The 24,255-nt window shown below is 35.2% G+C and carries 17 protein-coding genes; all 17 read right to left on the bottom strand.

Annotated features, from left to right (window positions below):
* Nucleotides 1-70: 70 nt before the first annotated feature.
* The 17 genes from ACZ42W_RS04690 to ACZ42W_RS04610 all read right to left on the bottom strand — a co-directional run bounded on the left by ACZ42W_RS04690 (nucleotide 71) and on the right by ACZ42W_RS04610 (nucleotide 24,240).
* Nucleotides 71-1,372 (bottom strand): DUF429 domain-containing protein, encoded by a 1,302-nt coding sequence (locus ACZ42W_RS04690; protein ID WP_172625450.1) that lies wholly within the window; start codon nucleotides 1,370-1,372, stop codon nucleotides 71-73.
* Entirely contained in the window at nucleotides 1,350-1,847 is a 498-nt protein-coding gene (locus ACZ42W_RS04685; RefSeq protein ID WP_144677841.1) for a hypothetical protein, read from the bottom strand. The genes ACZ42W_RS04690 and ACZ42W_RS04685 overlap by 23 nt, the downstream gene beginning before the upstream one ends.
* Nucleotides 1,848-1,878: 31 nt before the next feature.
* On the bottom strand, nucleotides 1,879-2,871 hold the full coding sequence (locus tag ACZ42W_RS04680) for a helix-turn-helix transcriptional regulator (protein WP_348981685.1): 993 nt from the start codon (nucleotides 2,869-2,871) through the stop codon (nucleotides 1,879-1,881).
* A gap of 83 nt (nucleotides 2,872-2,954) precedes the next feature.
* Nucleotides 2,955-3,992, bottom strand: a complete 1,038-nt coding sequence (gene mcrC / locus ACZ42W_RS04675; RefSeq protein WP_144677839.1) for a 5-methylcytosine-specific restriction endonuclease system specificity protein McrC — start codon at nucleotides 3,990-3,992, stop codon at nucleotides 2,955-2,957.
* 5 nt (nucleotides 3,993-3,997) lie between these two features.
* Nucleotides 3,998-5,956, bottom strand: a complete 1,959-nt coding sequence (locus ACZ42W_RS04670) for an AAA family ATPase (protein WP_464168829.1) — start codon at nucleotides 5,954-5,956, stop codon at nucleotides 3,998-4,000.
* A gap of 253 nt (nucleotides 5,957-6,209) precedes the next feature.
* Complete coding sequence (locus tag ACZ42W_RS04665; RefSeq protein ID WP_011459365.1) at nucleotides 6,210-7,403, bottom strand: IS256-like element ISDha1 family transposase; 1,194 nt, start codon at nucleotides 7,401-7,403, stop codon at nucleotides 6,210-6,212.
* 83 nt (nucleotides 7,404-7,486) lie between these two features.
* Nucleotides 7,487-8,395, bottom strand: a complete 909-nt coding sequence (locus ACZ42W_RS04660; protein WP_464168827.1) for a hypothetical protein — start codon at nucleotides 8,393-8,395, stop codon at nucleotides 7,487-7,489.
* A complete protein-coding gene (locus ACZ42W_RS04655) occupies nucleotides 8,388-9,371 on the bottom strand; it encodes a hypothetical protein (RefSeq protein WP_144677836.1) in 984 nt (327 codons plus the stop codon). The genes ACZ42W_RS04660 and ACZ42W_RS04655 overlap by 8 nt, the downstream gene beginning before the upstream one ends.
* Nucleotides 9,372-9,488: 117 nt before the next feature.
* Complete coding sequence (locus ACZ42W_RS04650) at nucleotides 9,489-10,178, bottom strand: phospholipase D-like domain-containing protein (RefSeq protein WP_144677835.1); 690 nt, start codon at nucleotides 10,176-10,178, stop codon at nucleotides 9,489-9,491.
* Entirely contained in the window at nucleotides 10,160-11,926 is a 1,767-nt protein-coding gene (gene drmB / locus ACZ42W_RS04645) for a DUF1998 domain-containing protein (RefSeq protein WP_144677834.1), read from the bottom strand. Before drmB ends, ACZ42W_RS04650 begins: the two co-directional genes overlap by 19 nt.
* Before the next feature lies 1 nt (nucleotide 11,927).
* A complete protein-coding gene (gene drmA / locus ACZ42W_RS04640) occupies nucleotides 11,928-15,236 on the bottom strand; it encodes a DISARM system helicase DrmA (protein ID WP_144677833.1) in 3,309 nt (1,102 codons plus the stop codon).
* Entirely contained in the window at nucleotides 15,229-17,889 is a 2,661-nt protein-coding gene (locus ACZ42W_RS04635) for a DEAD/DEAH box helicase family protein (RefSeq protein WP_144677832.1), read from the bottom strand. The genes drmA and ACZ42W_RS04635 overlap by 8 nt, the downstream gene beginning before the upstream one ends.
* Nucleotides 17,889-19,388 carry a site-specific DNA-methyltransferase gene (locus tag ACZ42W_RS04630; RefSeq protein ID WP_464168825.1) on the bottom strand — a complete coding sequence of 500 codons (1,500 nt, stop codon included), beginning with the start codon at nucleotides 19,386-19,388 and terminating at the stop codon, nucleotides 17,889-17,891. The genes ACZ42W_RS04635 and ACZ42W_RS04630 overlap by 1 nt, the downstream gene beginning before the upstream one ends.
* A 12-nt stretch (nucleotides 19,389-19,400) precedes the next feature.
* On the bottom strand, nucleotides 19,401-22,007 hold the full coding sequence (drmD, locus tag ACZ42W_RS04625) for a DISARM system SNF2-like helicase DrmD (RefSeq protein WP_144677829.1): 2,607 nt from the start codon (nucleotides 22,005-22,007) through the stop codon (nucleotides 19,401-19,403).
* Nucleotides 22,008-22,022: 15 nt separating this feature from the next.
* Entirely contained in the window at nucleotides 22,023-23,273 is a 1,251-nt protein-coding gene (locus ACZ42W_RS04620) for a DNA cytosine methyltransferase (RefSeq protein WP_144677828.1), read from the bottom strand.
* Nucleotides 23,274-23,329: 56 nt separating this feature from the next.
* A complete protein-coding gene (locus tag ACZ42W_RS04615) occupies nucleotides 23,330-23,545 on the bottom strand; it encodes a helix-turn-helix domain-containing protein (protein WP_144677827.1) in 216 nt (71 codons plus the stop codon).
* Nucleotides 23,546-23,709: 164 nt separating this feature from the next.
* Nucleotides 23,710-24,240, bottom strand: a complete 531-nt coding sequence (locus ACZ42W_RS04610) for a helix-turn-helix domain-containing protein (protein ID WP_144677826.1) — start codon at nucleotides 24,238-24,240, stop codon at nucleotides 23,710-23,712.
* Nucleotides 24,241-24,255: the final 15 nt, after the last annotated feature.

Genomic DNA, 24,255 nt, shown 5'->3' with positions numbered 1-24,255 from the left:
AATGTAAATCCTCTATATAATTATATCAAAATGAATGTTCTATAAAACGGACAGTCAATCCTTTTAAAAGTTATTCAACATACACCATTTGCATTATAATTCCCCTACTATCCTGAGCTGGATTTTCTGGTATTGTCTTAATGCCTTTCTCTATCATCTCTTTGCCAATTACAGCCAAACACATTGCATCTATAACATCATCTGCCTTTTTTCGATAAGGAACATCTGCAAGAAACTTTTCCACTATCTGATTTGCATGAGGGTAATATCTTCTTAAAACATCTAATCTAGCATTTTGGCCGGCAGGAGTCTTTTTATCTTCAAGAATAGGCCTATCATTATTAAGCTTTGAAAAGCAGAATTCTGGGTGACTTTCTACCAGCTTATTCTTCCACTTAGGTCTTTTTAGTAAGAACTCATCAATTTGCTTTATAGCTTTAGCAATACCAAGACTTTGTTCAGATAAACTTTTCCCCATAACCTCAATATTATGATTTCTTGCATCAACCTTGTTTTCTGAGTAAATCGCCTGCCTACAAGGAACCTCAAAAATACTTGAACCCTTTTTCCCTAGCAACTTTTTGACAAATAGATCCGGTCTTAAGTCAGCCTTAGACTCTGGCAATCCAATTGGTATGTCAATAATATAGCTATCGCAGTTTGGGTAAGCATCACATATTTCATCAATTGTACTAAATTTTCTAACATCAAATTCACCATTTGATATATGGACAGCAACCCACTTACCATTACAAGCATCAATTCCAATACAGCTATAGTCAGATTGATGCCCCATCAGTTTATTAAAAGATGAAATGAATTCTTTCTCAACACTTGAAAAAACTCTTTCTGAGAAATCAGGTTTTATATATATTAATGGTACAATATCAAATATCTCATTCCCCATTAGTTCTAAAAATTCATAATATAGCATTGCATCGTCAACATCACTTATTTGCTTTTCTTCATCTTCATTCAGGAGTGTAATACCATATCTTTCAAATATAGAACTTTGAAGTCTTGCCTCGATATGGTAATACTCATGTAGATTTTTCTTCACAGGTCTTGTTATATCGGAAATATAACTCTCACTTGCATCATGAAGAAGGCAGCAAAGTTGAACTTTTTTTGAGTACCCTCGGCTTTCAGCCTCTCTGAAACAGTTTATTGAATGTTGTGCAACAGAGTAAAAGTGCTTGAAATGTCCATTTGCTCTTGTCATAAGCGACAGTGCGTGTGCGATATCTAAAATATCAATATCTTCCAATATAGGTTCTAATGGAAAAAACTTTGTCTTTGAATATGTTAAGATGTAATCTCCCATGATGACCCCTTTCACAATATTTTTACTAACCTTTAACCCATTTTTCAATAAAATTCCAGTCTCTTACTTTCCCGTTTTCATGTAAGATTTCAAGGTATACTCCATCACCCTTACCAACCTGCCAAATAGCTTGAGCTGAGTTGCCATTATCACTGATCCCTTTATTTTTTATATGTTCAAAGAACCGGTCTTTTCCAGTGCCGAAAGTTTCAGTTACATAGGCTACAAGGTATATATCAATAACACTAGCCCCAAAATCAGAAGGTCTTTTTGAGAGAATATGCTCCCTAACAATATCTTTCCATGCATATGAAGGAGCCGATAATATCCTGCTTTTAATTTCTTCAATCAGGTATGCTTTATAACTTCTTTTTTCCCACTGCTTTAATTGTGAGAAATCGCCATTGACCTCAATAAGCTTCTTTAACATGTTTTCTAAATTGCATACTGTCGGAATAACTTTAACATCAATACTACGACCTCTTAAATTATCAGGTAGTTGAAATCCATTGGGTTTATCCATTATTAACACCTCTTTCAGTCCATTTATTATTTCATTCATATTGCGCCAAGATATCATGTATATTGCTCTTATATTTTTCAATTACAGCATCAGGAGAAAGTATTTTTACCTTAGCACCGAACTGAGACAACCAGGCAAAGAACGTTGAGCTAACAGCAACTTTAATCCATATATAAAAACAATCATCATCCAATTTCCCAATCATAATCTCTTTACCAAATCTATCGACTACTGCATTAACAAGCGAATTATCAAACTGCAATTTTACAGTAACCTCTTCACCACCAAACATGTTGAAGACTTTCTTAGAATATTCAGCAATATTAAAGTGCTCATTTTCTGGTAATGGTTCTCTTGAACTTTCACATAATTCAATGTCAGACATTCTATCAACCCTGTAATGGGTGAAGTCATTATACTTATGAGAAAATGTAACTAAGTAATAGTTTTCATCATCCCAAGAGAGCCCATAAGGACTAACCGTGTATCTATTTCCACTTTTTCTATAAACCTTTTCTTTCTTAATGTCATAATCAAAATATTTGAAGGAAACCTGTTTATTTTCAGCTATGGCAGCATGAAGCCTGTCCACGTTATAATAGATACTCTCATTAATCGTCTTGACTCTATTTGATACATAGACTTGTCGATGTAAGGACAATGCTTGATGTGAACTTGCAAGACTCTCAATCTTCTTTATAAGCTCATTGCTTTTTTTATGCGTAACAAACTTAGAACATTGCACAGCATCTACCAAAAGCTTCAATTCTGGCAGCTCAAATACACGACTTGCAATAAAATAATCTGTCGTTTTTGATTTGCGTGCTGTTATATCCAACCCATAATTTCTAAGAGCCTCAAGATCGTCATAAATAGACTTACGTTCCGCTGTAATATCATACCGCCCAAGTTCAGTAATCATCTCATTAATGGTCATGGTATTTTCTTCGTCTGTCTTCTCAAGTAGCATTTTCATTAAATATAGCAGCTTCAATTTTTGATTTGAACTTTTTGCCACTGTCATCACCTCATATTTATATTCCAAATAATTACACCTCAAATGATATCATAATACCAATTGAGGTGTCCAATAAATCGTATAGTGTTTTATATAACTTTTGCAATATCAATTAAACGATGATGGATATTTTCCCAACTTGTATTAAGATTTAATGTTTTTACATATATCTTTTTACCTTGAATACTATAAACAAAGTCCATATCTGTATCCACAACAGGATAAATAAGCATTCCTGACTTATTGCCAGTAAATGTACTGTTATTGATATAAGTATAAATCTGATAAAGATTGCCTGAGATCAGCTTTTTAGTATCACCAACATTTCGAACCTGAAGTGCGTTTGAATAATACTTGGCATCCATAATCAACTGTTCTTTTTCATTTTGTAACACTATATCAGTTCTCATGATTGGCAAAAAACTGGCTCCAACATGCTCAAAGCCAGAGTCTTTGTCCCACTGGAAAATAGGAGAGTAAACCTGCACCTCTGATAACTCTTTCTTATAAAAATTCAGTATAAATTTTTCATATAATGCAGCCATTCTGCCGTCTCTGATAAAATCTTTAAATATTGTCTCGCCCTTTTGTGACGAAACTAGGATCTCATCAAACAAGAGCTCACAGATGTCTATTATCAATCTATAAAATCGATTATTTCGATGATACCTAATGCGTGAAAAATGCTGCTTTTGTAGCTGAATTAAATCAATGTCTTGAAAATAGCGATTGATATTCATAAGCTTTTCTCTAATCTGTTTATCAATTCCTTTATATTTTACAAGATTTGTGATAGATGCTTTAATGATTTGATTAAACAGAACATTAGAGGAGAGCTCATCGTACTCACAATTAAGCTTCCCTACTATATGATTCTGTCTTTTCAAAGTTTCATTTATATCAATCTTGCCTCTTAGCAAAGGCAGCTCTTCAGATAAGTTGATATATTCTCTGTTAAAACCCCTTTTAATCAAAAGGCCTAGCCCATTTACAAGGATTTTCCCGAACAGATCATAGATATTCTCAAAAACCTCATCTGCTAATTTGACATTCTCTCCTTCTTTCAAAACATCGTACGCATAACTAAGCATATAGTAAATATTCCGGATTGGAATTTCATTCGCCATTCATATCACCCCAGTAAGTAATCCATATATTCTTGAGCTTTTTCTTCATTGTCAAACCAATATTCTTCAATTAGCGGATTAATCTCATATTCAATAACGCTTTGATACCAGTTTTCATCAGTAGACGGGTTACAGAAATAACTATGGCCAATTTTGAATCCTCTGCCCAAATTGCCATCAGCTGCGATTTGATTGTTTAAATAATTCATTCTGATGATGATTTTTTCGATCAGGTCTTCGTGTATCCCATTATCAACTAAATGCTTTCTGAACGCATGTGTTCCAAATGCAGGCTCCATTTCAATAAAGCAGAACCTTCTCCTAAGTGCATAGTCAATCATTGCCAATGATCGATCTGCTGTATTCATCATCCCAATTATAAATACATTCTGGGGTACATAGAAACGGCTATCAGGTTTATAAGTCAGTGGCACAGAGAACTTTGAACCTCGTTTATCATTCTCAATTAACATCAAGAGCTCACCGAATATTTTACTTAAGTTTCCTCTATTGATTTCATCAATAACAAAATAGTAATCTCTTGTTGGATCATTGGACGCTTTTAAGCAAAATTGATGAAAGATACCAGTTCTTAACTCAAAACCGCCACCTTCAACAGGTCTGAATCCCATCACAAAATCCTCATAGGAATAGTTCTGATGGAATTGGATCATCTCAATCCTTGTATCATCCATACAACCCATCAGGGAATATGCTAATCTTTTAGCTGCAAATGTCTTTCCTACACCAGGAGCGCCTTGCAAAATGATGTTCTTCTTTCTGTTTAAAAGTATAGCAATCTCATCATATTGTTGCTCTGAAATGAAAACTTCCTTCAAAAAATCTTCTCGATTGTATATTTCTATAGCACTTTTGGGGCTTGACGGTTCCTCTTCCTTAATCAAATCCATTACAGCCTCAAATTCATCATGCGTAAGTTTAAATAGACTACCCCTAGGTGTTTTGAAATACTCCATGTCTTTTAATTCTTCAATTTCAAGCAAATCGCTATATTTAATTGGGTTAATCAAATTCTGAACTTTTTCAACCCATATCTTTTCTCCATCATGTTCCTGCGATATTTTGCATATAGCAACAATAGCCTTTTCTGGATATGATTCATAGCCAATAACAATATCCCCGATTTTTGCATTCTCGAAATTTTTATAGATCTTACGTTTATGCCCATTTTCGTTGATAGATGTGTATTCAACAACCTGTCCCACTTCAATATTACTAAAGCTCCATATTTTAGGGCTTGCATTGAGCCACCAGTAATTCATATCCGCTGAAGTATTCACTTGAGTTTGGACAATTATTTCATCAGAAATCAATTCTTGCACTCTCATATTAAAACAAGGTATAAGTATATGTTTTTCAAACTCTGCAAAATCGCTTCTTGGCACTCGCCAAGCGGTAGAATTATAATTTGGTGTCCATCCTTTTTGTGAAGCAGAATATTGATAATCAGGATTTTTTGAATATGCCACTACTTCATAACTCCTATAAAGCCACCCCTCAGTCTTAGTGTCAAGCTGCATCGCTTCGGAAGTAATCTTTCCAAGTAGTTTTACACCGCTATTTCCATGGCATAAGTAAAAATAATCACCAATCTTAATACCCTTTTCAAACTCAGCACCTTGTCCTTTTCCCGTATCTCTATGGACCGTAATAATACTTTGATCCAAATATCGTTCTCTTTCTTCTGCTGTAAAACTACCATTATTTCCATGAGATACTTTCCATATATTGATTTTATCATCTTGCTGTATAGTGAATATATCCGGTTCATCTTCAATTGTCTCTTTGCTACGGCCATATATAGACAGCTTCATATCCATTGCTCTATAATTCCTAAACAGACATTTTTCATCTCTAAATTTCTTCAGCTGACTCGCATTTTGGACATAGTATTCCAATTCTCTTGGCTTTATTAATGAGATAGTGTCAAGAAATGTTCGCAAAAACCATCAGAACCCCTTAAGGCTAAATGTTTTATGTAAAAGCGTAAGTTGGGAAGAGTGTCAAGGGTGATGCGAGGGATACCGGAGGCCGTCAGGCCGAGGATATGCTCGGCATCATCCCATTGACACGTGCACCCTACCAAAACGCTTGAAGACGGCAAAGTCTCTTTCACCCCAAAGAGTAACCCTAAATCAAAGAGAGTTTGCTTGGCTAGCGCCGAGCGTCATGCTTTTCTGAATTAATGATTAAGGCTTACGCAGCTTTTGAACGTTCCTGCTCAATCGAAGTGATGATTTTTGGATTGATATAGGATCGGCCACTGCACCAGTCTTCGCTATACTCAATAAGGTAGCTGGTTACTAGCCGAATATAGGAATCCATACTTGGGAATATCCCAACCACCCGGGTTCTTCTACGTACTTCTCGGTTGAGTCTTTCCAGCAGGTTGGTTGACGCGATCTTTCTTGAATCAATCTCTGCAAAGCTGAAAAACTGTAGTGAGTCTTCCAACCCTTCTTCCAGAGTTTTAATGGCTTCAGGATATTTGGCCTCAAACTCATCCATCAGAGAATTAGCGTATTTCTTTGCACTGCTATAGTCTGGTTGAAGCCAGATTTGCTTTAGTTTATTAGCAAACGCTTGCTTATCTCGACCGGATATATGAGCGAGGATGTTCCGCATAAAATGCACTTTACAGCGTTGCCAGGAACACCCGATAAAGGACTCTTGAACAGCTTTAACTAACCCTTTATGGGCATCTGAGACAACCAGCCAGACTTTCTCTAGTCCTCGTGACTTTAACTTTTCGAAGAGACTGGTGTAGGTTGCTGTGGACTCTTCTGGCATGGGCTCTACGGCCAGAATATCTCGTTTGCCTTCTAGATCAATACCCGTTACAATCAGCACTGCCATATTTTTGACCCTTCGATCATCTCGGATTTTCTCATAGAGAGCATCCACCCAGAGTACGGGATAGACTTTATCGAGACTTCGATTACGAAAGGCTTCAACCTGTTCGTTCAGTTCTTTAGCGATGCTTGATACCTGACTTCGTGACATGGAGTCAATGCCTAAGGACTTAGTGAGTTTCTCTATTTTACGGGTGGATACGCCATTAACATAGGCTTCTTGAATCACATTCATCAAGGCCAATTCAGAACGTTTCTTACCTTCCACAAAGAAAGGGATATAGCCGCCATTTCGCAGTTTGGGTACCATTAAATACAGTGTCCCCATCCGGGTATCGAAACGGCGAACGCGATAGCCTGATCGATACCCTTGACGTTCAGTAGACCGTTCTGATTTTTCAGCACCTAGCTTTGCATCCACTTCTGCTTCCATCAGCCTTTCGCAGAGCCATTTTAACATAGCCTGCATGGGATCTTCTTCGGTTACAAATTTCATTAGCATTTTTTCAAAAGGTACGGTAGAATTTGGGTAAGCCATCGGTTAACAACTCCTTTTTGGTTTGCTTCAGCACTTACCTTTTCGGAGTTACCGATGGCTTTTCCTTTTTTACTTTTGCGAACTTAATTGTACTCTATCATTAATGACACACCTTCAATTAGAAAAAGTGAAGCAGTATCATTTACTGCACTATTCATGATAGGAAAGGTCGTTGGCTTCAAACAATGTAGCATCACTGAAGCAGCAGCACTTTGCATTCCTCTAATGCCTTTTTTAATTGTTTCGGCAGTTTTTTGGAACATTGCTTCATCATCAGTCATATCTTTTAGGTCAACACAAAGCGAGATAAACTCTTCTGCACTTTCTTTATCTGCCTTTGAGGCAAATGTATGAAAACCAGTGCCGAACATCCCAATTGACCACCCTAACTTTTTAGCTTCACCTTCAATATTTTCATATTCATGCTTCTCCGCCTTTTCTTTTACTCTATCTAAAACTGCCAATAGTTTCTCTTTTTCTTTACCATCCAAATGACTATCCCTGATTTTCTGCCTTTTAACATCTATTCCACTCCGCCAAGTTCCAACCACCATAAAATAGAGCAAATCAAGATCCTTGATATCAAGCTGACCCTTTTCAACTGTTGACAATGCCTGAACCGTTTCTCTTACAAGTTCATATGACCCGTCATGCTTGTCTGCTTCTACATCAGCAACTGTTTTAAGTTCCTCAATCATCTTGTTATCTTTAAATTCTATGTACAACTTCAAAGCAGCTTTGAGAGTATGAGTCCCATTGTATATGTCCCCATCAATAGGTATATTGTGTTTTGGTTTAATTTCAAGCTTTTTGTCAGTAGTCGTGTAAGTCAATTGCTCTATAAGGCTTACACAGCGATCAGCATTGTATTGTTCATCAAGATCTCCATAGAATTTTTCAATTCTCAAACAGTTTGAAGATCTTGTATTGCTTGTTGTTGAGTCAAGTTTTTTAAAACTTTTGAGCCAGTTATAAAATAAATCCTTATTCATTCTGTATCCCCCCTATTTTGCTTAATCCATCTGATAATTTCCTTATATGTTTTAATAATCTCATAGCATCCGGATTTTTTATTATCACTCGCTGGCCTATCCTATATGATACATCTCCCGAATTCTGTATGTACCTTTCATCTATCAATCCATTATTATGTTCGATTAAATGCCTTTGTTGAAATAACATGTGTATATCATCAATTTCATTTTGAGAAAGCCAAGAATCGTAGCCCTTTCCAGTAGCCTCTTTAAATAAGTTGCTACCTTTCTCAATTATTTGAAAATCATTAACTCTAACCTTTTTATCTGGCATAACTTGTCTAAAAATTTCTTCTGCATACTTTTGATAAGCTGAAACAATATCACCCAATGTGCCTTCTATCATAGAGCGACACATTGATTCAGCTTTATCTTTTCCATAACTTCTTTCAAAGGTACTATATATATCTTCGATAGACTCAATCATCTTTTGAACTGTATCTAAAGATTCATTGAAAACACGTTCAACTGCATTGTGGCCACAACATGGACAAAAGTAAGCACTACCAATTACACTATATCGAGTTTGACATTTTTCACATGTTATTTCCAATTCCCATTCAGGTCTTTGCCCTATAGGGTTATTAACAAATGATATTTTTTTACCCGGCTTATAAGTTATTTGAACAAATTTATTGCCACGTGTACTTCGAGCCATTTTCCCAAACATCTTATCAAATTCATTACTGATGTAAGATTGAGCGTAACTAGCAGCTATCTCCTGAAAAGCATCAATTTGCTCATGAGTGTACCACTGGTCAGATGGTGCAGCATGTCCACACATAGGGCAAAACACCTGCTCATCTAATACTTTTTCTTTCCAGTCTTCCATATATACTTTAAAAACAAATTCGCATTTTTCATTTGGGCACTGTCTGTCATAATAACCCTTTTCATCTGATTTGAATTCTACAGGTATGCTAATGTCTGACAATTACTTCACCTTCCTTTATATGATTATATGATTGATTTTCAAATTACCTTTATACAACGACACCTCTAATGATTTAATATTATCACAAGAGGTGTCCAATAAAACGGATTATGAATCTCACAATTTTTTAAATACCTTTTGTGTTCTTAATTGCTTAAATAGCTCCTCCACATTACTAGCTTTCCTTACCGAATCAATGACAACACCCATTTCAACATTACCTTCTAACCCATGATAAGAAAGGTTTGAAGATGAAATGAAAGTTTTACACCCATCAACAACTACAATTTTGGCGTGCAGAGCGGCCATCTTATCATCACCTTTGTTATAATCATAAATGCTCATATACCGACCTTTATACATTTCCAATTTATCCAACTGCTCTTTTTTGCTATTGAAGTCATTAACGTACAAATTGATATAAATACCTTTCCGGCTTTTTTCAACGAGCACATCTAAAAGATCACAGAAATAATCAGATATTGAATATCCAGTTAGTGTGATGCTTTTCTGTGCCCCATTTATAAGCTCTTTAATAACAACACTTGTCTTAAGGGCTTTAAGCTTAAAGCTATTAGGTGCAGTGATAACTAATTCAACTTTCTCAGTAACCCTGTAGTTATATAAACTTATAGCCATTTGTATTAGATCAAATGTCTCTTCATCGGTTAATACAGGGAACTTTTCTTTTATTGACCGAAATGATTGTTTAAACACCTGTAGGTCGAATAATTCTCCACCAAATCTTTCTACTTCTGAAACAAGCGTTTCAACTATAATAGCTATACCTATACTTCGATCCCGCATAAATCTCTCACCAACTCTCTAAAGTAAGCACTCTCTTCCTTTGAGGGCAGAGGAACTACAAGTGAACGATCAAGAAGTCTATTCCCACTTTCACATGCAGTTTCAGCAATCATGACACATGAATGGCAAGCCACTCCATTGAGATCATCAGAAGAAGGTTCACTCATCATACATTCTGGATCGGTCGTACAAAGCATCGCATTTTCAAGCGCCTGCTTTAATACTACAATCAATTTACTCATTTCACCAATTTCAACAAGTCCGCCCAACGAACCTTCTTTATCCGCACTACCAGTATAAAGAAGTACTCCACACATATTCTCGCTACTATAAACTCTTTCCTTAATTGCCGACGAGGAATAACCCGATTGCATAGACATTTCTTTAATAATTAGATGAGCAAAAGTATGCAATAAAACATATTCTGCATTTCTCTCTTTATACTTTGTCCAGCCTCTTGAGCCACAAAATTCGTTATAGAACTTTTTATATTGATCCGATAATTGTCCTGTTCTAAGTACAGAATTCCATTTAGAAATTGTTTCTTTATTAAATTCTATGAAAATACCTTCGCCATTAATTTCAACTCCAGGAAGCCAAGACTCACCAGCCTTGTTCTTTGTTAGATATACAATGTTCTTTGCATCTTCTACTTCTGGTTCTGGCGAATCCATCCTCATAAATCCAAGCAATACCATGACTTCTCTTAGCCTGTGAATTTTAACAACCCTAGAAAAGTATTTTGACAAATACGTCGGAATAGGCTCTTCTTCAGCTTTGAAATATTTAACATCCGTCTGGTACATCAAGTCATTATGGTGGGTAATAGCTGCATATTCCATTTCTTTAATTTCAATGAATTCTTTAACCTTTTCATCTCTTCGCTTAACAGCTTCAATGAATTCTGCCTGAGAGCAAACTCCAGTAAAGTGTTTTTCATATATTTTTACGATCGCCTCTTCGCCTATGTACTCTCTCAAATTTAAGATATCTCTATAATGTTCATCTATCATAGCATTTAAAGGATTTATCCAAGGTGGTATAGATATTGCACTTCTAATCACTGGAAAATAAACATTTGAGGCTCCTCTTTGTGAAGGTATACCTGGCTTATCGCATTTCGAGTATAGACCATTAAACTTTTTAATCATTTTAGGATTGTGTGGATGTCTGCCACTACATTTCAAGCCTGCAAAATTCTCTGACTGAGTTGATCCACTCATTGTTCTTGAGGCACCACACTCACACTTTACAATGATTTCAGCAAGTGAAGAGGTATTACCAGTAGACACTAATTTTAGATCTCTCCTACACGTAGAATCCCCGTGATGAACCCACCAACGCCATGGAAAGTCATCTAAATGACCATCTGTACAAGACATAATAAATCTTGCCGGATACGCTTTAAAGCCACAAATAGGGCAAGTAGGACCGTTTTGCAAATATTTGTCTACATCAAAATTTTCACTAATATTAAACAGATTACTACATGTGCTTTTTTTACATATATGATAATTCGGAAACGAAACTACTGGAATATCTCCTTGCCATGAAGTCTTTGGAGTTTTAAAGTTATCCACCCCAAGGTATGAAGCAAGTCTAGAATCATAAATTGTTTTACCATATTTATCCCAATAATTAATATCTAGCACAGTCACAGAATCATCAACCACGTCTAATATCGCCCCAGGGCCAAAGGTTGTAATTAATTGGTTTGGTCTTAATTCTCCAAGTTTATTTATTTTCATCCTATTGAGCCCCCTCTGTGTAATAATATAATGCTGATGTGCTTTCTACTTCCCTCATTGAGTTAAGTGTTGGTTTTTCTTTTGGTGTACAGAACTCGTTATAATAGTTCAACAGTCTATTGAATTTTTCTGTATTTTTAACATAGTAATACAGCTTTTTATCGCCATTGCTAAGATGTTTCCATTCATCAATAAAAATATCCATTTCTCTGAGAGTATCATCATTAGCTTTTGAAGCAACAACTGCAACTCTTTGCAAAATTATTTTTTTTGCTTCTTGTAGAACTGTATCTGCCGTGTCATCAATTCTACTTGCACCTTCATTAATAGCCAGTTCCCCGTTTTTCAATCTCAAAAGTGATACCAGCAAAGCATGAAGAACCCTATCTCTTGCACGAGCCGAGAAAGGTGTTGCAGTAGTACCTTCAACATATCTGTACATATGCGAATGGAACCCTTTAAAGTTTTCATAATGAGATAAGTCTCTTGGTCTATATGGATTATAAATTGTTACCACAAGTCCAGGATACTTTCTACCAATACGGCTAGTTGCCTGTATGTATTCAGAATTTTGCTTTGGTTGACCCATAACTGACATTAGCCCTAATCTATCAACATCCATTCCCACCGCTATCATATTTGTTGCAATAGCAACGTCTAAACATTCCTTATCATTCAAGTCTAGTGTTAGCTTTTCAAGTAGTTCAGCAATCTGATAGGAGGATACACGAGAAGTTATTTCTTTTGTTCTATTCAAATATCTAGTTGATCCATATCCATATTTTTTAACAATACGTTTGATTCTGGCTGGAATGTCATCCTGTAATAATCTAACCGTGCCGCCGAGCTCTCGAATACTGTTAAAGTATCCAATCAAGGTATGGTATGGATCTACATAATCTTTGTACGCGTCGATTTTTGATAGTTCTAATGCTTGTTGTAGTAGAACTGAGTAAACTCTTAAAATTGTTGTTTTCATGGATTTGCCAGTAGCACAAATGCCACAATATTTTCTAAATGGCTTTACCTCAAGTGGAATTTCTTTAATAAAATAGCTATCACTAATATCAAATCCACTAGGAGGGAATTGTGAAAAATTGTCACGCCCATATAAACATCTAATTTGTGCATCTGCATTCTTAATTGTAGCTGTCGATACTATATATTTGGGAAGTATCTTCTTCCCATTCTTATATACTGAACATAAATCCTCAATAACTGTCTCATAAGCACCATAAATTGTTCCAAGTGGACCGGTTATTAAGTGCAACTCATCTTGTACAATTAATTCTGGTGGGTAGAAAGATTTTGCTCCAACTGTTTGTGTTGCGGGCAATACTTTCTTTTTGTTGTGTTTACCTTTATGATCCTCTCCTACTGCTATATAACCATGTCGTTCACAGTACCTATCTGATTTACCAAAAAGTAATCCCATTTTTTCATCCCATGGCAACCTTGCGAATTTATCAACAGTTGAAATAATAACAGTAGGGCATTTTCGATATATTTCCTCATCAATCAGATATACTGGTATTGTTACGCTATTAAATTTATAAAAAAGACATTTCGAATCTGGACAATGAATTTTAACTTCACACTTGTCGGTATCTATATCATAATTGTCTTTTTTTATTGCAGTTCCACACATTGGGCATACTATAATTTGTTTTGTAAGTTTATTTATAGCTTGAGGACCTTTTTCAGTATCATCCAATTCTTTAAAGTTATTAGGTGTGACCCCACCGCCTACCCAAAAACCTATAGAAATTCTTTCTTTACCATAGATCTCAGGGTTTTTACTGCGAATTATTTCTGCTGCACAAATCATTTTAGTTAATCTATCACGTTGTTGCGTGGTCAATAAGCGTAGAGTATACCTTAAGAATACTGTAACTCCACCATCTTTTTCATACTCAGTTTCACTTGATGCAGTTAATCTTCTATATCCAATAACAAAAGCAATTAACCCTAAATAAGCTTCTGTTTTACCTCCACCAGTTGGAAAATATAATAGATCTACATTATCTCTATAAGTATCAAGTGGATTAGCACTACTTGCGATGTTTAGTAGAATAAATGCAATTTGGAACGGTCTCCATGTGCTATGATCTTCTTTACTAAAATCTCCAAGGCTACAATCTATTCCTTTTCCATGTTTACTTGCAAATTGCGAGATACTTCGTTGTAAATACATCGCTTGATTCATAAAGCAAAATGCCTTAAAAACGTCATCATTAATTTCAAGTAAGTCTATGCCCTGTGTTATCCTATTATAAGCCTTCTGGCATTCATCAATAATCGGTTCGCCTTTTTTAGCAAATGTAGAATCTTGCATTTTATCATTTTTATTTAAGTCACCAATCCAATGAGCATATTCATCGCTCAAAGCTCTTAATTTTGCTATTGTTTCGACTTTGTTAGAAGGTCTCGACATGAACCTCATTGAAAAGTATTTCTCTCCAAAGCTTTCCAATTCAGGACTTACGCCATTAATTTCATGCGTAGGAATAAATTCCGTCGTAATCTCATACGCCTTATCACTATCTGCCCTCTGCCAACTTACTGCACAACCATGCCCTCTGGAGTAAATAGGTCTTTTCTCATAGTAGAACTCATCTGATATTTCCTTTTCACGACACTTATGTTCAGGCAAGAAAATATCACTCTCATCAGTAGCCTTGACAGATATTTCAGCTTGAAACATTACATTTTCAAAATCTCTATCTTGACTAGACTGTTTGCCGTTATATAGATAAACCGATACCAATTTAATATTGTTTTTCAGTTTGAACTGGATAACCCGAATTTTCACCAAGGCGTCAGTTACTAATGGTATATCATGTGTCTTATCAAAGCCTTTCAAGTCAACAACTATTGACTCTGTTTTTTGCTCACGTATATACACAGTTTTTTTGCTTTTCTTTTTTCCGCTTTCAACGTCTTCTTCTTGTTCAACTTTATCTTTGCAGTATTCACCCCATTTAGCTTTGACTTCAAATTTCGCCAATTCTTCTATAACATAAAAACTTAAGCCAATAGAAGACTGCTGCTTGAATTTTGCAACCACCTTATCTTCATACTCTTCATCCGCAGTCTCACTCTCATCAGTTATTGTATCACTGATAAAGTCATTGTTTTCAAGTTCAAAATCACTCGGCAATTGACTCTTTAGTGGGTATAGCATTCCAGTAATATATGTGCTTAATGGAGATTCATCAAGCATTTCCTCCACTTCGCTCGGACCTATAAGATCTGTATTTAAAGCGTTAAGCATTTCTTCCCTAACCTTAGCATAAATAAAATCACTCATTTGCCAGCCCCTCCAAATTCTCACTCATTCCCATAGTATATTTAAAGTTGTTACCAATGGCAATGTTTTGACCTGAAATGAGCCTGAATTTCCATTCTTTTTTATCAGCATCTACACCGGTAGCACATTCACACCACTTAATCGCTGATTTTGCTTTATCTAAAACATCTTCATCCTTGGTCATATTGCTTGCCTTAACTTCAACTAAATATTTTGAATCAGCTGTCTCTACAATAAAATCAGGATTATACTGGTGCCCCGCCTTGTAGAATAATCCCATTTGATTAAGCGGTGGTTTGATCCATCTTAATACTTCTTGATCTTCTTCCAATATTACAGAGAGCTTGCGTTCATCATCACTATCAAAGCCGTTATCAGGATAATATGACTTTTTATATCCGGTATAAAGATATTGTCTAATATTCTTTTTATCAGCAATCTCTTTCTTGAAATCTACTTTTCCATCTGGCTTAACATTTTTTACAAACTTCCCAAACAGTATTAAATCTTTTTCAACATTATAGATGAACTCAGTGTGTTCTTCTTTAGCAGCATATACTTGTTTTCTGATATCTTCAATAATTACAGTTGCATAGCGTCTTACAATTTTCTTTTTATCTTCAAAACTGCCCTCTATAAGATTGATGTACTGTTCAACAACATCAATAATATACTCAGCATCATTAGAATCAAATTCATCGATAGAATCCAGCAGCATACAAGCAAGCTCATTAACAGGATCTGGTGTTTCCAGTGTTACAGCTTCAATCGACATTAAAAGCTTATCATTAATAACGTCGTACCTTTCTATAAATGAAGAAGCTGTATCAAAATCTACAATGTTTCTTTTGATTGCTACAGGCTTGAAATCAATCGTAGAGCTATAGCCTATACTAATTCTTGGAACACTCACTGAACGTTGTGCCACTTTTTTAATTTTGTCTATAAACTCGTCTTTCTTCATTACTGGTAACCTTGGCTTATGCTTGGTATTTGGTACATCATTTTCTGTTGTTTGAACATTATCTTCTACAGTTGCTGTGTTGTTTGCAAACGATTCAAGATCAAATATAGACATCTGATCAACCTCTTTATCATCCTTGACCGGTTTTAGTTCTTTGGCATATGCTTTTAAGTAGCCTTTATAAAGTTCCTCTTGGATTTTAAGGTCATTAATATCTTGAAATGATTTTATCGCAGTATACTCTACCGTTTGTGCAAAAAGAGCCATTTGGCCGTCATTAAATTCAGAGACAATATCAACAGATTTGTTTTGAGGAACATCGTTCTCATCCAAATCTCGGGTCTTAAATATCGGATTAGATTTCACATCATCAATGAGTTCTCTGTAGTGATCGTGTGCAACAATGTCAAGCGTATCCAATTCATCCTGTCCAGTTATTTGACCAAAAGGTAAACGAAGCCCACGGCCTATCGTTTGCAACGCTAATATCTCACTTTTGGCTGCATTCAGTGGAACAATTGTAAATAGATTATTTACGTCCCAGCCCTCTTTTAATTTATAGACGTGTAAAACTATTTCAATAGGGTTTGTATTATCCTCTATCGTTAATAGTTTTCTAATATTATCATCAGATTCTACCCCTGATGTTCCTGAATGGATCTCTATAACTTTACCTTTATAACGTCCGTCAAAGAACTCATCCGAATCAATGGCATCTCTCACTTCTTTTGCATGAGTCGTATCTTTACAAGATATTAATACTATGGGCTTGACTTGTGGTAGATTATTTTCCACACAGTATTTATAGACTACTGCCTTCCGTTGCTCATGAAGCTTAATTCCATCTTTCATTTTCATTTCTTCAATATCTGCAGCACTGAAACCTGCTGTATTGGTTCTACCCATTACAACTGGTATTTTTAAGTATTTTCCAGCACCCTTAGCCAAATCAAAGCTATAAATAATATTTTTATTTTCAGGTTTAGGTGTTGCCGTAAACTCTAAACCTAAAATTGGGTTCAAATAGTCAATCGCCTTCTTTGACGCAGGTGCATAATATCTGTGAGCTTCATCCATGCAGATTACTAAATCGTCAAAGCTCTTTAACACTTCTGCAAATGATCCACCTAAGTTTTCTTCAAACTCATGAAACTTGAATTGCACATCACCACGTTGAAAGATTTTACCAATATTAAATATAAAAATTTGTATCTCCGATGTTTTTTCAACATGAAGCTCTTGCTGTATATATTTAGCCGGATAGTTTAAATAGTTTTCGCCATCATATATTTTAGGTCTACCCATTTCAGCCTCTAAACCTTTAAACATATATTTCGGATGATGGGGCATGGTTTCTTTTCGCAACTTATCATAAATAGTATTGCCTGGAGCTAATATAAAGAAGTGCTTATAACCCTTCGTTTTATATAAATAATAAATATTTGCTCCCATTAATCTTGTTTTACCAATACCAGTTGCCATTTCAAAACAGAATGATGGAAAGTTTAAGTCACTATCAATCTTAATATTACGATTATTTTCACAATTTTCTTTGGCAATTTTCTCTGCTTCTTCTTTTGTACATGTCTTATACTCCAACCTAGAACTGATTGCATCTAAGTATGTGAGAGCTTCTAATTGTGGTTCCCTCAAGCTCATTGCCCAGTTAATTTTACTAACGATACTCATTATAAACCCTCACTTTCAAAGTTGCATTTAGCAAGCAAATCTTTTGGTATTTTCTTTATTTCAACATTTTCTGGCAAAATCATAGCCGATTGCTTTTTAGTACAATATATTAACAAAGACTGCTTTTTGTCTAGATTCTTAGTTACAGAAATAATATAACTGCTATTTACAAATTCGTTTGTTACATGGATAAACCTATTTTCAGAAGAAGTTCCATGATACTCCCCCACTGGCTTATATTTAAACCCTTCTAGTTTGCAAATTGCTTCAACCATCATTTCGAAAGTATAGGAAGGATTAATTTGGTATATTGGTAATCTCTCGTTTTTAACAAGTAATGATTCTGCAAGTTCATAGAACTTGAACCCTCCTCCACCATTCCAATTTACCAGTTTTGATATTCCACCCTGTTCACCATCTATTACTACATTTAGTCTAGGAATTACATGTGTATAACAGTGTTGCCCCAATTCTATTCCAATCCATTTTCTGTTCATTTTATGAGCAACAGCTACTGTTGTTCCACTTCCTAAAAAGCTATCAAGTACAATATCTCCTTCTTCTGTGGCAAGAGATATTACTCGTTCAATTAGTCTCTCAGGCTTTGGTGTGTCAAAATTCTGCTCCCTATTAAATAACTTTTGAATTTCTTTTGTTGCTTCTGTTGCTGTTCCAACATCATCCCACAAAGTTCCAACAGTTATCCCTTTTGCCTCTGATAAAAATCTTTTTTGTTGAGGTTTTGAAGTTCCATTTTTCCCAAACACAATCTTATTATCCTTTAGTAGTTTTAAATATTCATCTTGCGTTGTTCTCCAATGTCTTCCTTGTGGAGGATTATAAATTGTTTTGGTATTAGGATTTTCTATAGCATAGCTTAAATTAGTTCTTACTTGTGGCGCATCGAAAGGGTCTGCAACCCACGGACCTCGAGGATCGTTATCTGGGTTTGAAAACTTCTCTACATCCACCGACATTTTATTTATTACTACCTTAGTCTTATCTTTTGCATAAACAAAAATATAGTTATGTGACAAACTAATCAATGTATCGTTTTGTTTAGATTTTCTAGAATTCCATATTATAGTAGCAACAAAATTACTTTCTCCGAAAATCTCATCAGCCAATATTTTAAATCTAAATGCTTCGTTATCATCCAGAGTGATCCATATACTCCCATCATCACTTAGTAAATTATGCAAAATCTCCATCCTTGGTTTCATCATGCATAGCCATTCTGAGTGTTCTAGCCCATCTGAATAATGTTCAAAAGCAGAACCAGTGTTATATGGCGGATCAATATAAATACATTTGATTTTACTAGCGTAATCTTGTTCTAATGCTTTTAGTGCAATTAAGTTATCTCCATGAATAAGCATGTTTTCCGAATTTTGTTCGCCATAGGATTTCGATTTATCTTCAACCAAAATTCGCGGCTCAACTATTTTTTCTTCATATTTGCCAACCCAAGTTAGCTCCAATTTCCCTTGCTTTTTCATTCATTTATCCTCCTAAAATTTCACGACTACTTTTGCAAATAGTACAGGATCTATTTCAAATTGCTTTTCAAAATCATTAATTAACTGACTTGCTTCTTCATCAATTTTTGCTAAAGATTGATGAAATTTGATTATCATTTCATCTCGTTCTTTTTCCTTTGCTTCAGCTTGCTTTTTGAAGTCAATCTTTTCCTTGAAGTTCTTAGTTGCAAACGCTTGATCCTTTAACACAGATATTCCTTTCTCGAGCTCAGCAATCTCAAGGTTAAAATAGTCTTTTCGGAGAAGAGTCCAATTCTCAATTTTCTGTTTGTTGTAATCAATAGCTGTTTTATTACGTCCAAAATGTTTAATCATCAGTTCGCTATAAATGCTATCCCCACACTTAACCAAATCATTATTAGCTATCGAAATAGATTTGATATTTCCTTCATTTATCTTCTCTAGCATTTCAACAATTTGACCCTCGCTTAAATCTATCTTATTGCCCTTTTCATCATAAACATATAAAAACGGCAAAATAAAATTCTGATTATTATATAATGCTCCCATAAAAATATAGCCATGATTTAATCCGTATTTAGTTTTATTTTCAATACTTACCTCGAAGGCTGCTGGATATTTCAAACCTTTCACAGGTGGTTGTACTTCTTTCCATTTTTTTAGCTCTTCCAAGTACACCAGCACTTCAGAAAGAGTATTTTTAAAACTACTAGAGTGTATTGCTTCATCATCTGTTAATAAAGTCTTAAGTTCTTGGAATTTAACATTTCTTTTACGTTCAAACTCTTTCTCTAATGCTTTAAATTCTTTATTGAACTCACCAATACTATTACATTTCTGATATATCTGCATTATTCTTTTTTCAAAATCCATTCCTGATTCCAATAATCCTAATGCTTGATCTGAGGCACCAAATACACCTTCAAATAGCTCGAACTTTTCTGAGAGTATCTCATATACTCTCTTGTCTGCCACATTTTCGGTATTAAGTAAGTTGATAACAATTGTGTCATTCACTTGCCCATAACGGTGACATCTGCCTATTCGTTGCTCAATTTTTTGTGGATTCCAAGGTAGATCATAATTAATTACTGAGTTGCAGAACTGGAGGTTAAGACCTTCTGATCCAGCATCCGTCACCAACAGAACTTTACAATTATTCTTAAAGTAATCCACAATTGCATGCTTCGTTTCGACGTTTCTACTGCCAAAGGCTTTACCATAATTCCTAGCTTTCCATGCTTTGTATATCTCAGTTGTCTTCTTATCTGTTGGATTCCCATTAAATAGAAGCACCTCACCTGCATAACCTTTATTTATTAGTTCATTGTAAAGAAATTCCTGTGTTCTGATTGATTCGGTAAATACTACTGCCTTTTCATTTATGCCTAATTCTCTTTGTTTCTCAAAAGCAGTAACTAGTGCATTCATAAGCGCATTAGCCTTTGCATTTGTAGTTATACTTGTTGCAAGTTTTATTATGTCATCAACAACATTAATTTCATGCTGAATAAATTCATTTACCTTATCTCTGTCATAAAGCTCTGTTTGTTTTAATGCATTTTCTTCATCCTCATAGTCATCATCTAAAAAATCAAAGAAATAATCTAATCCTTTTTCTACACTTTCAAGTCGAGTACTCTCTTTCAATGCAGTGAGCCTGTCCTTTAAAACTTCAAAAGTAGCAGCCACCGCATGACTTGATGAAGCAAGCAGCTTACGAATTACAACTGTTATCAAGCTTCTGTTTGATGATGGAATAGCATAAATAATATCTTTCTTTAGATATTCATTTACCATAACATACAAAGCTGCCTCTTTAGGAGACAGTTTAAAATCTACCGTAATACAAACTCTCTGTTTGAACGAAATATAATCAGCAACATCTTTTCTGAGAGTCCTTTGTAATACTGGCTTTATATGCGTTTTTAGTTCAATAAATTCTTTTGTTTTAATATATTTCTTTGCAAAAAGTCTCTTGTCAAAAAAGATTTTTTCGTCAATGAAATATACCAGTCCATAAAGGTCAAGCAAGTTATTCTGCAACGGTGTTGCAGTTAACATTATCTTTGGGATTCCTTTGGTAATTTCATATATTTTTTTTGCAGTTTTAACTCCCGATTTATGTACATTTCTTAGTTTATGCGCCTCATCGAACACTACAAAATCCCAGTCGGTTTTACTAAATAATTCTGCCTTCATAGAAGCATATGTATATGAGCAAATAACGACAACTGGCTTTTTATTATCTTTGCCTACTTGCTCATAGTATTCATCAATATTAAAGCTATCTACAACAATAGTGTTAATATCAAATTTTTCTTCTAATTCAATTTGCCATTGTTTTCTTAGATTAGAAGGCATTATTAGAAGTATTCTTTTAGCACCTGCATGCAAAACATATTTTATTACCAAGCCCGCTTCAATAGTTTTTCCAAGTCCAACTTCATCAGCAAGTATCACTCCACCTGACTTTAGAGATGCAACGGCAACACAAAATGCCTCTATTTGATGAGGGTTAATATCAATATCAGACCCACTTAAACAATAGTATGGATTGTGTTGTAATTCAGTTCTTTTAATTTGTCCATATTCTTGGATAAGCAAGTTTTGCATTTTACAGCTCCTTCTTTAAATATTTTCTAAAATATTTCTAATCCCTCGTGCTAATCCTTTAGCCATCAACGGGGGTACTGCATTACCTATTTGAACAAACTTAGCTGCTCTTGGACCCTCAAAGTAATAATTGTCTGGGAAGGATTGTACTCTCGCAGCTTCTCTAACAGATAAAGACCTGCACTGTGTAACATCTGGGTGGATAAAATAATGTCCATCTTTAGAGATATGTGCAACCATAGTATGAGAGCACTGAATATCATCCGCAACCACCTTATATCTATCTAAAAATGCATTCCTATTCTTATGTGTACACAATTCTTCCGGTAAATCAGTATATCTCAACCTTCTATGCTCTTCATTCCAGGCAGTAATTACTCGTCTATATATTTCAATATCTCTTGGGTTATGGAAACGACATGTATGATGAGTCAAAATATCATCATCAGTTCTAATACCGCTCCCCCTCAAATAGTCAGTTGGCTCTGCAATATAGACATTGTTCTCAGTTGCTCTTTCAAGCCCTATCAGATCACTTAAAATATCGTTAACCGTAGCCTGCACCTCAGTAATTCTAAACTCCGGATATGTTATTTCTAGATCAGCTTGCCAACCGATAATTATTACTCTTTTTCTATGTTGTAATACACCAAAATTAGCAGCATCCAAAATTCGGTGATCAACAGTATATCCCGCCTCATTAAACTCTCTTATAATATTTTCAAATGTTGCCCCATTATTTGCAGTCAAAATACCTGGTACATTCTCAAATATAAACATGCGTGGTCTATATCGATTTAAAAATCTAATATACTGCCTATAAAGAAAATTTCTTGGGTCATTTCTCATGTTATCTGGGTCTTTTGCTCGCCCTATTAATGAGTATGCCTGACATGGCGGACCTCCAATAATAACATCAATATTATGAATATCAGCGTTTTCTAGTATCTCATCTATGGAAGCGAATATTTCACCTGTTGTCACATCAGATATTTCTCTGTTAATTACTGTATCAAGCATACCATTTGGCATTCGTTCAAAAAGCTCATCACGAGTGGTTTCACCGCGCTGATAACTTCTGTATTCATCTAGTCTATTGTTTTCTCTTAAATAATAATAACAAGTTCTTGTTTTTAATGTCATAGAAGCGTGTGGGTTCATTTCAACGTGAGCAACAGGAATAAATCCTCCATTGGAAACAAAACCCTCTGAAAGACCGCCAGCACCTGCAAATAAATCTATAAAAGTCAAATTCCTATCGTTCATAGCACCATCCCAATTCCTATGTCCTAACGCAGGACAATGTTGTATTTATTATTAATTTAGCCACTAACTTCATCATAAAACTCAATAATATCCCCAATGCTGCACTCAAATAGTTTACATAACTTATCTAGCGTATCGTAATCTATCCTCTGAGTCTTGTCGTGATACAAATTGGCAATTGTACTACGAGCAAGTCCCGTTTTTTCATAAACATCTTGTATGTTATACCTCTTAGCACCCATCAAAATGGACAGTTTGCTCCTAATTGCCATACCTACACCTCACTAACTTTAGGATACACTTTCACAACTAAAAGAATAACACACTTACTGTCTATTGTAAATCGAATACGCTCTATTTAGAGTATTATTTAATCTATTACAACCTAAACAATACTTCTTTTTCACTTTTAGATAATATAGTTAAGCTGTACACTTCAAGGGGATGCACTTTTGGGCTCCTCCCCAGCCCACGAAAAGCTATAATATGGATACATTAATTCTTTTGATATCTCTATGGTATCAGCGCACTCATCATTATGAGCTACCCCTAGCTCATTTTTGATGTATTGCTTTTCGCTTAGTTTCTGACTTGTTTGCTTATGATCAATCTCAGCCTGAACCTCACAATCAGCTGTCTTTTTTTGTTCTGGGGTCTTCCCCTGTTTTTTTTCTTCTTCACCTTTTGGTTGCTCTATATTAAGTGTGTAAAGATTCGACGTCTGACCACCGTGCTTTCTTTCAGTGTCAAATCTCGCCTCTTTGACCACAAACCCTGCTTCTACAAGGTCATCCAATGCCCGTTTTACTGTGTTGACACTGTAACCACATTCCTTTGCAATTGTCTTAATAGACGGAAAGCATTGCCCTTCCTTATTGCTGTGAAGGGCAAGACAGTTCAGAACCAGTCTCGCCCTTGGTTTTAAATCTGATTGAAATGCATTGGTCATATATTCTATCTTCGCCATATTGTCCTCCTCTAT

The organism is Desulfitobacterium elongatum (assembly GCF_055378975.1).
The sequence above is the reverse complement of the archived record's forward strand: the minus strand, read 5'-3'. Positions and strand labels throughout refer to the sequence as shown.

What these genes read in the sequence shown, in the direction of transcription:
- ACZ42W_RS04685 (WP_144677841.1), bottom strand. Translation starts at nt 1,847, where the DNA reads ATGGATAAACCCAATGGATTTCAACTACCTGATAATTTAAGAGGTCGT.
- ACZ42W_RS04680 (WP_348981685.1), bottom strand. Translation starts at nt 2,871, where the DNA reads ATGACAGTGGCAAAAAGTTCAAATCAAAAATTGAAGCTGCTATATTTA.
- mcrC (WP_144677839.1), bottom strand. Translation starts at nt 3,992, where the DNA reads ATGGCGAATGAAATTCCAATCCGGAATATTTACTATATGCTTAGTTAT.
- ACZ42W_RS04665 (WP_011459365.1), bottom strand. Translation starts at nt 7,403, where the DNA reads ATGGCTTACCCAAATTCTACCGTACCTTTTGAAAAAATGCTAATGAAA.
- ACZ42W_RS04660 (WP_464168827.1), bottom strand. Translation starts at nt 8,395, where the DNA reads ATGAATAAGGATTTATTTTATAACTGGCTCAAAAGTTTTAAAAAACTT.
- ACZ42W_RS04650 (WP_144677835.1), bottom strand. Translation starts at nt 10,178, where the DNA reads ATGCGGGATCGAAGTATAGGTATAGCTATTATAGTTGAAACGCTTGTT.
- drmB (WP_144677834.1), bottom strand. Translation starts at nt 11,926, where the DNA reads ATGAAAATAAATAAACTTGGAGAATTAAGACCAAACCAATTAATTACA.
- drmA (WP_144677833.1), bottom strand. Translation starts at nt 15,236, where the DNA reads ATGAGTGATTTTATTTATGCTAAGGTTAGGGAAGAAATGCTTAACGCT.
- ACZ42W_RS04635 (WP_144677832.1), bottom strand. Translation starts at nt 17,889, where the DNA reads ATGAGTATCGTTAGTAAAATTAACTGGGCAATGAGCTTGAGGGAACCA.
- ACZ42W_RS04630 (WP_464168825.1), bottom strand. Translation starts at nt 19,388, where the DNA reads ATGAAAAAGCAAGGGAAATTGGAGCTAACTTGGGTTGGCAAATATGAA.
- drmD (WP_144677829.1), bottom strand. Translation starts at nt 22,007, where the DNA reads ATGCAAAACTTGCTTATCCAAGAATATGGACAAATTAAAAGAACTGAA.
- ACZ42W_RS04620 (WP_144677828.1), bottom strand. Translation starts at nt 23,273, where the DNA reads ATGAACGATAGGAATTTGACTTTTATAGATTTATTTGCAGGTGCTGGC.
- ACZ42W_RS04615 (WP_144677827.1), bottom strand. Translation starts at nt 23,545, where the DNA reads ATGGCAATTAGGAGCAAACTGTCCATTTTGATGGGTGCTAAGAGGTAT.
- ACZ42W_RS04610 (WP_144677826.1), bottom strand. Translation starts at nt 24,240, where the DNA reads ATGGCGAAGATAGAATATATGACCAATGCATTTCAATCAGATTTAAAA.